This is a genomic window from Microcystis sp. M53602_WE12 (assembly GCF_030065455.1).
Lineage (GTDB): Bacteria > Cyanobacteriota > Cyanobacteriia > Cyanobacteriales > Microcystaceae > Microcystis > Microcystis aeruginosa.
This window is the reverse complement of the sequence record NZ_JASJFB010000819.1, coordinates 1-11,292: the sequence shown is the minus strand read 5'-3', so window position 1 is coordinate 11,292 and position 11,292 is coordinate 1. Positions and strand designations below refer to the sequence as shown.

Sequence of the window (11,292 nt, the reverse complement as noted above, 5' to 3'; positions counted from 1 at the left end):
AGCTTTTCTGGTCGGAACCCCCTAAGCCGAGTTTTCAAGGTGCTGCGCCGTCCACTTGGTTTTCGAGACTGGCCTTTTAATTCTAACGTAAAGCCAACCTAGAACGGCGGGGTTTCAGACCCAAAATTTCCGATGAGTGAATCAGAAAGCAACAAGGTGCGTTACAAACCATAACGCACCAAAATTTTTATTAATCTCTAACAAAGATTACAGGGGTCGATAGACGCGGTAATCAATATTGGGAAAAATATTATCGATTTCCTCGACTTTTTGCAACCAACCGGCATCAATCTTCTCGGATTTCACATCTTCATAGATTTTATTTAACCGCAGCAGGTGGGAACGAGTGCGCCGGACAGCATAGGGAACCATCGTACCGGTTCGCATAATAAAGGCCCAGTCAGAAGATTGTGCTAATAATAACTCCCGGGCTGCCTGATTTAAAGCCCGTTCCTGCAATTCATCCTCCGCTTCGTGATGACTTAATTCAATCATCCGTTCCGTGCCTTTGTGCAGGTGAGGATAGATCCAAGCGTTAGTTTCATTCAGCCAGTATTCATGGAAACCCTTATAACCCCAACTGGATTGGGAAGGACGACAGACCTGCTGGGTCGGGTTAGCCCGGAGATAATCGGCTAAATGGGTCATTTGGTAGATATTTTGGTCATACCAAGACTTGCGGAACAGAAAATCAATAAACCAGGGTCCCTCATACCACCAGTGACCGAATAACTCGGCATCGTAGGGAGAAACAACCAGGGGAGGACGGCCCATAATTCCCGCTAAACTCTCCACTTGCCGCTCGCGATTATACATAAAATTGCCCGCGTGTTCGGCGGCTTTTTCTTTGGCCCAGTAGGGGTCATAAAGCCCTTTTTCCGATAAACCACCGTCCCGGCTAGTAATTTTGTGGTATTTGATGCCTATATTCTTGCGTTGACCGTTGGGCATGATATAGGGCTTAATATACTCGTATTCCGCTTCCCAGCCCAAATCTTTATAGAATTCCCGATAAACTATATCCCCCGGATAACCGACTTGGGAAGACCAAACCTGTTGGGAAGATTCGTGGTCACGACCGAAAGCGGCCACCCCGGTTTCTGTGAAAATGGGCGCGTAACTGCCGTAACGGGGGCGCGGACGACCGTAGAGAATACCGTGGCCATCGACGAGGAAATAACGAATGCCCGCATCGGCTAACATTCTTTCTACCCCTTCGTAGTAGGCACATTCCGGCAACCAAATGCCCTTGGGACGACGACCGAAATTTTCCTCGTAGTGTTGACAGGCCACCTCAATTTGCGCCCACACCGCTTGCGGGTACATTTTCATCAGGGGCATATAACCATGGGTCGCACCACAGGTGATAATTTCTAGGTTATTACTGTCGAGGAATTGTTTAAATGCTTTGACCAGATCTCGATCGTATTTTTCCCAAGTTTGTCGGATACTTTGGAAAGATTCAGCGTAATATTCGGCTAAGTAGCGAATATGGCCATTATGTTGATTATGGTCGATTTCTTTAGCAATTAATTCTTCTAACTTACCTAAGTGTTCTTCATAGCGCTCTTGCAGTAACGGATCCCGCAGCATCGACACCAAAGGCGGAGTCATGCTCATGGTCATTTTAAAATCGATACCGTCCCGCTTGAGACCTTCAAAAACTTGCAGCAGAGGGATGTAGGTTTCTGTGATTGCTTCGTATAACCATTCTTCTTCGAGGACGTAATCGCTTTCGGGATGGCGGACGAAAGGGAGATGAGCGTGGAGAACTAGGGCAACATAGCCAAAAGCCATAGGATTTCTTCTTAGAATTAAGGAATAAAACTTTAAGATTAGGTTGAGTAGATTTTATACTATCTTAAGCTTCTACAATAAAGAATATGATAAAAGTCGATCGACGATCGATCGATCTCGTCAATCCCTAGGTTTACTAATTTTCCGATGCTCCCATCTAACGAGCCACTGACTGCTTTAGGGAGAGAGACGACAACGCCTCTCTCGATTCAACTTTTGCTGTTTGTTGATGACCGTCCCAGTTCTCAAGAAATTATCCGTCAAATTCAGTCCTATCTCCAGTCTTTAAAGTCTGATTACCCAATTGACTTGCAGATCATCGAAATTCGCCAGCAGCCTCATTTAGTCGAACATTTTCGCCTTGTAGCTACCCCTGCCTTGGTCAAAATTGCCCCCGGCCCCCGTCATACCCTCGCGGGCAGTAATCTGGTGGAACAGTTTAAAAAATGGTTGGTACGCTGGCAAAAAGCGATTAAAGAGGAGGTCAAAAATCATCACGCTGAGGATGGACAACGTCAAGAGATGGAACATTCGGGCGAACTCATCCGCATCGCCGATGAGGTTTTTCGTCTTAAACAGGAAAAGGAAGAATTATTAGAACAATTAAAATTTAAAGACCAAATTTTGGCTATGTTAGCCCACGATTTACGCAGTCCTCTCACCGCCGCTTCCATCGCCGTGGAAACCCTCGAATTAGCCTATCATCAACCAGATACGGAGCGCAGTCTGCAATTACGAGAACAACTGCACCAACAGGCCCGCAAACAGTTCCGGATTATGAACCGTTTGATCACGGACATTCTACAAGCTTCTAAGAGCATGGCGGCGCAATTCACTCTCCACCAGAGTAAATTTTATCTGCAAGCTCTTTGTCAGGAAATTTTGTCTCAATTTACCGATATTTTTCAAGAAAAGACTTTAATTCTCCAAAGCGATATCCCCCAAGATCTGCCCCCCGTCTATGCTGATGAGGAGTTAATCCGACAGGTGATTATTAATCTCTTGGAGAATGGGATCAAATATACCCCCCCCGGCGGCGCAATTACCCTTTCTGTCCTCCATCGTACTACTCAAAAAGTACAAGTGAGCATCAGTGATACCGGCCCCGGCATTCCCGAAGAAAAACAAGAGCATATTTTTGAGGGTCATGTGCGTCTCAAACGGGATGAGGGTAAAGAAGGTTATGGCATCGGTTTATCGGTCTGTCGCAAGATTATTCGCGCCCACTACGGTCAAATTTGGGTGGATAGTGTCCCCGAGCACGGCAGTAGTTTTCACTTCACTCTGCCAGTTTATCGCTAAAATGCGCCGCTAACCAAGCATCAATGTCCCCTAAAACTAAGTCGGGGATTTCCCAGGGGAACAGATGGGCCGTGTCTGGGTAACATTTCCACCGAGACAGTTTCAGTTTTTCGGCTGTTTCTTGGCTCGAGGCACTGGTAATATGGCGATCATTTGCCCCCGCCAGAACTAAGCAGGGAATTGTGATTTTGTCAAGAGATTTTAAACAATTGTAACCTTTTTTTAAAGCCCGATTTAAAGCCCGATCGGCAGCTGGGGAAGTGCCTAAGTAGGCGGGAACAGCATCTTGAGCCAGATAACGATAGGATATCGCTTGATGTTGTGAAAAAAGATACTGAAACAGGGAACGACGGGCAAAAGTATCAATATTCCAACGCCATCCCGGTTTGATCTGATTGAGAATTGCCGCTATCCCCGTCAAAACTAAATCTGTGGTGGTGACGGGGGGATGACTACCCCAAGGCCGCCCGGCCGAGGCCACTAGAATTAAACCGGCAAAGCGATCGGGATGCCGCAATACTAATTCCAGGGCGATTATACCCCCCAAAGACCAACCGAGAATTAAACATTGCTGGATTTTTTGGCGATCGAGCAGCTCGATTAAATCCTCTAGATGTTCTTCTAGCTGAAAATCCCGGCGATAACGACTTTTGCCGTAGCCGCGCAGATCCGGGGCCAGGGTTTGCCAGCGTTGGCAAAAATGATCGGTAAATACAGACATACTACCTGCCGAACCGGGATGACCGTGCAGACAGAGAATCGGATAGCCATTACCTTTGATCTTAACGTTGAGAGCGATCGACATTGATCAGTTATCAGTTATCAGTTATCAGATTTGAGTTTTAAGTGAGCAGTATGTATTAAGCGAGCAGTATTAAATAGCAGTTTCCTGCTGTCTTTTCACTGTTCACTGTTTACTGATCACTGATTATTGACTAGGATATATGAGCGATCGAGTCTCTGGTAAGTCATACTAGAGAATAGGAGAGAGTTGGTCTAGAGGTTGCGGGGTCATTTGATTAATGATTCCGAGGAAAGTCCGAACTCCCGAAAGACCACACTTGCTGGATAACGTCCAGTGCGCGCGAGCGTGAGGATAGTGCCACAGAAAAATACCGCCCCTTTTTTTCAGTGATTAGTAAACAGTAACGAAAGTAAATTCACTGATGACTAATAACTTTCCACTGATAACTGATACCTGATAACTGATTGGGGGTAAGGGTGCAAAGGTGCGGTAAGAGCGCACCAGCAGTATCGAGAGGTACTGGCTCGGTAAACCCCGGTGGGGAGCAAGGTGGAGGGACAAAGGTTGGTCTTTTTCCTGTCCCGTTTTTAGGAACCGCTTGAGGTAATTGGTGACAATTATCCCAGATAGATAACCTCTATTCCAACAAAGGTAAAAGCGATTTTACTGCTGTTGGGAAATACAGAATTCGGCTTATGTCTGACTCTCTCCTTTATCAGTTATCAGGAGGCGGTCGGCGGTCGGCAATAGGCAGCTTTGTTCTCCCCATCACCCCACACCCCACACCCCACTTCCCCACACCCTACACCCTACACCCCACACCCCTGCTTCCCGCTCCCATGTCCTTAAGTGATCCGCGTCGCCAAAAACAATTAAAAACCCTAGTGGAAAAGCTGGGTTTATCGGCTGATGTCCCCGTCAGGTGGGATTTATTAGATTTAGCTCTAACTCATCCCAGTATTTCCCGTGATAAGAATTATGAACAATTAGAATTTGTGGGCGATTCTGTGGTAAGACTCGTGGCGGCGGAGGTATTGTTAGAAACCTATCCAGAGGAACTCGTGGGGGAATTTGCCGCCCTGCGATCGATGATGGTTAGCGATCGCACTCTGGCGGAATTTGCGGATCGCTACGGTTTCGAGCGTTATTTGTTGGTTTCAAGTAGTACGAGTATTGACCGAGCGGGGAGAATTTCGCGACTAGCAGACGCTTTTGAGGCGGTCTTGGGAGCATTATATCTTAGTACACAGACTATGGTTTTAGTGCGTTCTTGGCTAGATGAACCACTAAGGGAAAAAGCGGCCGAAATTCGTCGAGATCCGGCCCGACAGAATTATAAGGATGCCTTGCAGGAGTGGACACAAGCAACATACAAAAAACTGCCGCAATATTTAGTAAAAGAAATCAATGGCTTAGATCAAGAACGTTTTTGTGCGGAAGTGTGGTTAAATGAGCAGAAATTAGGAGTGGGAACTGGCAGAAGCAAAAAAGCAGCGGAACAGGCAGCGGCTAAATCAGCTTTTCTAGAAGTGGTTAAAGGCTAAATGAAGATATTTTTGCCTAACGGACGAATTGCCAGAGGCGAATTTTAAAATCATAATTACCACTAGCCAAATACTGCCCATCGGGACTAAAAGCCAGGGATTCCACCCAGTCGGAATTATTATCAAACCAGGCCAACTGTTTACCCGTCGTCACATCCCATAAACGCACACCGTCATTACTGGCACTAGCGAGAATTTGTCCGTTAGGATGGAGTGCGAGGGAACGGATTCGGGCCGTATGACCGATGAGGGTAAATAATAACTTATTATTGCTCGTATCCCAGATTTTAATCGTGCGGTCTAAACTACCCGTAATTAAATTTTTACCGTCGGGACTGTATAAAAGCTTGCTAACCGCTTGGGGATGGGCGGAAAATTTCGACAAAAATTTGCCCTCGCGGATGTCCCAAAAATTTACCTCACCGTTTTCATGACCACTGGCAAGGGTGACACCATCGGATTTCACCCCTAGGGAATAAACAAAATTACCCACCCAATTTAAACGATAGAGGGGACGGCGGGGAGGTTGCACTGTCCAGAGGCGAATTCCTTCCAAACCACCACTAATTAACGTTTTACCATCGGGAGTAACCGTAAGGGCGAGGACAGTATTACCGTGTTCGAGGGCAATTCCTAAATACTTGCCTTCCACCAGATTCCAAAAATTAATAGAACCATCTAAACCGCTACTAACTAATAATCTTTCGTTGGGACTAATGGCTAAAGCTTTGACGCTGGTTCTTTGGGCGCGAGTTTGGGAGACTTTTTGACCTGTTTTCACTGACCAAATTCTCAGGAGAGGATCCGTATCACTACCACCAGCGAGAACAAATTGGTTATCGGGGCTGAAAATCACAGCATTAGGGGTGGATTGTTGCCCTTCTAGGGTTTTAGCGAGGGTAAGTCTGCCTAAACCTGCTACTGGGATAGTTTCTGGGGTTTTTTGGCCACTTGCAGCCGCGGGTTTAGGGGGAGCAATAGGACTTTGGGCCTGACTAAGCTGATGTTGCCCGATTGTCAGCGTGGTTAGAACACTGACCACAATTGCCCCGACAAGTTTCTCCCCACCCGTAAATCGGAATTTCATAAATTTAGTTGAATATTAACAAATGAACGGTGCTATAGATTCTAGCCTTTGAGGGGATTGATTGCCAAGCAAGGTGAAATTTTTGAGCTAAGAAGGTCGATTTTTTTCGTTTTTCAGGGTTGGTAAAGCTACTTGACCCGATTGGGGCGGTAAATAGTATCTCGCTGCTTCTTCTCTGTTGATTTGCTCGGTTTTTTGGCCCTGTCGCCACCTGGCGAAGATAGCGATCGCCATAATCGTTGCCCCTAAAGATAGCAGTGTCCATCTTTGTCCTACAACCCCGATGATGACATCTACTGCCGCTGCGGTAAAGATAAAGCTAGTTATTGGTTCTTGACGGTAAGCTTTCTTGAGAAAACGCGGCCAGAGGAGATTACTCATTTTATCTATTATTTCTACGGTTTCGATAATTCCAGCTTATCCTAAATAGTTGGACAAAGGTAAAGTTAAGTAGCTGGTTATAATTAAATTAAAAATGGATTTTAGGTTTGATCCCCCCTGCCCCCCTTGATAAGGGGGGTGCCGATAGGCGGGGGGATCTGAAAGTTTTTAATACCTATCTACTTAACTGTGGGGTAAGGAGTCGGTCGTCGGTCGTCAGTAAGAATTGCGGCAATTGAACTCCCAATACTCATCACCGGAGAATCCGATCCTTTAACAAATACAAAGAGACGATACCCCCTCAAAACCAGTTGATAGGATTATGGTAGTGACCGAAATCAACTTTTAAGAATCTATAATGGGCTTTATTGTCCATTATTATCTAATATAACGGCTTTAAAGCCTGTTATATGCACTTTTCCTCGGTATTATCATGGCCTATCCTCTCTACGTCGCTTTTATTTGGCATCAACACCAACCCCTCTACAAATCCTGTCAAACTCGCACCGATGCTTCGGGACAATATCGCTTACCCTGGGTGCGACTGCATGGGGTGAAAGATTATCTCGATTTAATCCTGATTCTAGAACGTTTTCCCAAATTACACCAAACTGTCAACCTTGTCCCCTCTTTAATCCTGCAATTAGAGGATTACGTCAACGGACTAGCTATAGACCCCTATCTTGCCCTCACCGTCACCCCAGAAGCGCAGTTAACCCTGGCACAAAAACACTTTATCCTCGAACACTTTTTCGATGCTAACCATCGTACCCTGATCGATCCGCACCCCCGTTACGGGCAATTATACGCACAGCGTCAAGAAAACGGTCATAGTTGGTGTATTAGCCATTGGCATCTCCAAGATTATAGCGATCTCTTGGCTTGGCATAACCTCGCTTGGATCGATCCTATCTTTCACAGTGACCCAGAAATCGCTGCCTGGTTAGAACAGGGAAAAAACTTCACTTTAAGCGATCGCCAGCGAATTATCTCCAAACAGCGTCAAATTCTGCGTCGTATCTTGCCGCAACACCGGTTAATGCAGGAAACCGGACAACTAGAAATCATTACCAGTCCCTACACCCATCCAATTTTACCCCTGCTGGCCAACTCGGAAGCCGGCCGGGTAGCAGTGCCGAATATGACCCTTCCTCGGCAATATTTCCACTATCCTGAAGATATTTCCCGCCATCTCCAGAAAGCTTGGCAAATCTATATCGATCGCTTTGATAAACAACCTCGAGGACTTTGGCCCTCGGAACAATCCGTTAGTCCCGCGATTCTCCCCGCTGTCGCTAAACAGGGTTTTCAGTGGTTATGTTCCGATGAGGGGGTGTTAGGTTGGTCTCTGGGACATTACTTTCATCGCGACGAAAAAGGCAATATTAGCGAACCAGAATTGCTTTATCGTCCCTACTGTCTGGAAACTAGCAACGGCAATTTATCGATGGTTTTCCGCGATCATCGTCTCTCGGATCTGATCGGATTTAGCTATAGTGGCATGAAAGCAACCGAGGCCGCTACAGACTTAGTTAAACACCTAGAAGCGATCGCCGAACAACTGAAAACCAACGCAGAAACCACGACCCTAGAAAAACCCTGGTTAGTTACCATTGCGCTAGATGGCGAAAACTGCTGGGAAAACTATCATCAAGACGGTTTACCCTTCCTAGAGAATCTTTATCAACTTTTAAGCGACCACCAAGCGATCGAATTAGTCACCGTCTCCGAATATCTCGATCGCTTTCCCGCTAATGCAAAAATTCCTGTCAATAAACTTCATAGCGGCTCTTGGATCGATGCCAATTTTACCACTTGGATCGGCGATCCCGCTAAAAATAAAGCTTGGGAATATCTAATTTTAGCCCGTCAAACCCTCGCTAATCACCCGGAAGCGACGGAAGATAATAACCCCGACGCGTGGGAAGCATTGTATGCAGCGGAAGGTTCCGATTGGTTTTGGTGGTTTGGTTATGGCCATTCTTCTAATCATGACGCAATTTTTGATCAACTTTTCCGCGAACACCTGATCACTCTTTATCAAGCTTTAAATGAGCCAATTCCCTCCTATTTGCTCGAACCGGTGGAAGAACACGGAGATAAACAAAGTAATCGTCCACTAGCTTTTATTCACCCCATTATCGACGGTTTTGGGGACGAACAGGATTGGGATAAAGCTGGACGGATCGAAATTGGCGGCGCCAGTGGTACAATGCACCGGACTTCCTTAGTACAAAGACTCTTTTTCGGTTGGGATCACCTCAATTTTTATCTGCGTTTCGATTGGAAACCGGGGGCAGAATTAGGCAAAGATATCCCGCCTGAAGTGCATTTATATTGGTATTATGATGAAGTGCATCGTCTGCAAAGTCCAATTCCCTTAGCAGATATTCCCCCTCGATCGCCCCTCGATTACGGTTATCATCATCATCTAGGAATAAATTTAATCACGGAATTTACTTGGTTAGAAGTCGCTCAAGAATATTTTACTTGGCAGCGAGTTCCTAGTAGTGCCAAAGCTTCTTTTAATCAATGTTTGGAAATTGCTGTCCCCTGGGAAGGATTACACATTGAACCCGATGCTCGTCTCCATTTAATCGCAGTTTTAGCCAATCAAGGTCAATACTATGATTTCCTCCCCGTTGAAGAATTAATCTTCCTGCAAAGACCTTAAATCAGTGATCAGTAATCAGTGATCAGTTATCAGTAATCAGCTTCTGAAGGCAAGAGGCAACAGGCACTCGTGCAAAAGACAGGATCTGGCAATTCTCCTACTTAAAAAGAAGGTTAGAAACTAAGTACATCGAAGCTTTTAGCTTAACCAATTAGGTTTTAGATTCGGCCCTTGTTATCAGCTTTTTAGCCATCAGCCATCTCCCCTACACCCTACACCCTACACCCTACACCCTACCCCCACCAACAAACTTTTTCAGCCAACCCTATATAGTCCCATGATCTAGCTTTTTCAGGGCGCTGAGAGCATGGAGACGGACGATTGCTTCCCCATCGGCTGCTAAAGTCAGCAAAATACTTTTATTATCCCGATCTAATTCTCCTAAAGCGATCGCTAGAGACTGTTTAACTCCCGTATCAGCGAGGATCGCGGGATGGGAGTGATAAAAATTACCGAGAATTTCCCCTGCTTGTTGGCGTAATTTCTGGCAGGTTTGCCGGCCGAGAATAGCGATAATTTCCCGACAAATCAAGACATTTTCGCTATATAAAGCCTTTTCTAGATAATTTAAAGCTTCCCCATCCTCGATCCAGCCTAATGCTCGCACTACAGTTAATTTTAAACTATCGGGAGTTAAGGAAGATTGCAGGAGTGGATTTAAAGCTTTGGCTGAGGTTGCTGTGCCGATACGACCGAGAGCGATCGCAGTTTCTTGACAGATCTCGAGGTGGATATCGAATAACAGCGGTTGCAGATGGTTAACTAAATCTGCTTGGGGATAACTTGGCGCTAGGTAACTACTAGCTTTAATTGCTTCCCGTCGCACCTCGATGGCCGGATCCCGTAAAGCATCGAGGATAATCGCAGTAATCTGGGGATGGTGAAAACTGCTTAAAGCTTCGATCGCCATGGACCGAATGGCGCTAGATTGATCCTTAACTACGGTTAAAAGCGGTTCGACAATTTCTGGCCGGCGAATTTGTGATAAAGCTTGTACGGCTAAAAAACGCGTGTTCGAGTCGGACAGTAATTGTCCTAAACTAGAGATGGCAGAACTGCCGATATTAGCTAAAGCAGCCGCAGCCATTTGGCTGAGTTCCTCCTCCTCCGATCTTTGCAATAATTGACTGAGAGCGAGAATACAGGCTCGATCGTCAAATTGACTGAGAATTCTCGCCAGAAACCAGCGCATTTCCCCATCTTGTTCCTCGGATTCTAACAGGGCAATTAAAGGAGCGATCGCTGGTTTGCCGATTTGGGGAAATAGTTTAGCTATCTCCCATCGCTGTTGAAAATCGCATTTTTGTAAAGCTTCTAGGGCTAAATCGAGGATTTCATCGTTAATAATCGATTCAACAGCATCTTTTTGGTTTAAAAGTCGCTGTATGCTGGCGTTTAATGTCTCCCAGTCCTTTTTATTCAACGCTATCTGAGCTTTTTCTAGCAGAGCTTGCATCGTGAGAAATGGCCTCGATTTTCGTGCTACCTATCCCAAGAATGTCAGACTTTCTCGCTTTTGTCCTCTCTTCTATGCAAGAAACCGATAATAAATCTCAAAATTGTGCATCAGACTTCAGTTTATCCTTAATTCTCTCGGGATAACCGAACAGAAAAGTATATGCGGCTCTTCGGTTTGTGTTATGCAATGGATGGGGGTTATAAGGAATGAAACCCTTATAGAGACAGACATTACCGCGATTTTTGTCAATTGTTTGCGATCTAGAGCGAACTAATCAATTAAATCTCTTGCCAGATAAGGATT

At 45.6% G+C, this 11,292-nt stretch carries 8 protein-coding genes and 1 other RNA gene; 4 read left to right on the top strand and 5 right to left on the bottom strand.

What is annotated here, in order from left to right:
• Positions 1-207 precede the first annotated feature (207 nt).
• Positions 208-1,797 carry a glycoside hydrolase family 57 protein gene (locus tag PX482_RS25210; RefSeq protein WP_149987662.1) on the bottom strand — a complete coding sequence of 530 codons (1,590 nt, stop codon included), beginning with the start codon at positions 1,795-1,797 and terminating at the stop codon, positions 208-210.
• Positions 1,798-1,944: 147 nt separating this feature from the next.
• On the opposite strand from PX482_RS25210, the gene PX482_RS25205 reads away from it, so the two are divergent.
• Positions 1,945-3,099: a histidine kinase gene (locus PX482_RS25205; RefSeq protein WP_002761819.1), complete on the top strand. Its 1,155-nt coding sequence runs from the start codon at positions 1,945-1,947 to the stop codon at positions 3,097-3,099.
• Here PX482_RS25205 and PX482_RS25200 read toward each other — a convergent pair.
• A complete protein-coding gene (locus PX482_RS25200) occupies positions 3,077-3,904 on the bottom strand; it encodes an alpha/beta fold hydrolase (protein ID WP_288123183.1) in 828 nt (275 codons plus the stop codon). The two genes, PX482_RS25205 and PX482_RS25200, sit on opposite strands and share 23 nt — an antisense overlap.
• Positions 3,905-4,086: 182 nt before the next feature.
• Between PX482_RS25200 and rnpB the strand changes: the two genes are divergently transcribed.
• Positions 4,087-4,555, top strand: an RNA gene (gene rnpB, locus PX482_RS25195) — RNase P RNA component class A.
• Between the two features lie 128 nt (positions 4,556-4,683).
• A complete protein-coding gene (gene rnc / locus PX482_RS25190) occupies positions 4,684-5,388 on the top strand; it encodes a ribonuclease III (RefSeq protein WP_288095089.1) in 705 nt (234 codons plus the stop codon).
• A gap of 16 nt (positions 5,389-5,404) precedes the next feature.
• Here the strand turns inward: rnc and PX482_RS25185 are convergent, their stop codons facing one another.
• Positions 5,405-6,475, bottom strand: a complete 1,071-nt coding sequence (locus PX482_RS25185) for a WD40 repeat domain-containing protein (protein ID WP_002761807.1) — start codon at positions 6,473-6,475, stop codon at positions 5,405-5,407.
• 87 nt (positions 6,476-6,562) lie between these two features.
• Complete coding sequence (locus tag PX482_RS25180) at positions 6,563-6,856, bottom strand: hypothetical protein (RefSeq protein WP_288056236.1); 294 nt, start codon at positions 6,854-6,856, stop codon at positions 6,563-6,565.
• Positions 6,857-7,289: 433 nt separating this feature from the next.
• Between PX482_RS25180 and PX482_RS25175 the strand changes: the two genes are divergently transcribed.
• On the top strand, positions 7,290-9,530 hold the full coding sequence (locus PX482_RS25175; RefSeq protein ID WP_288123182.1) for a glycoside hydrolase: 2,241 nt from the start codon (positions 7,290-7,292) through the stop codon (positions 9,528-9,530).
• 265 nt (positions 9,531-9,795) lie between these two features.
• Here the strand turns inward: PX482_RS25175 and PX482_RS25170 are convergent, their stop codons facing one another.
• Complete coding sequence (locus PX482_RS25170; RefSeq protein ID WP_288123181.1) at positions 9,796-10,986, bottom strand: HEAT repeat domain-containing protein; 1,191 nt, start codon at positions 10,984-10,986, stop codon at positions 9,796-9,798.
• Positions 10,987-11,292: the final 306 nt, after the last annotated feature.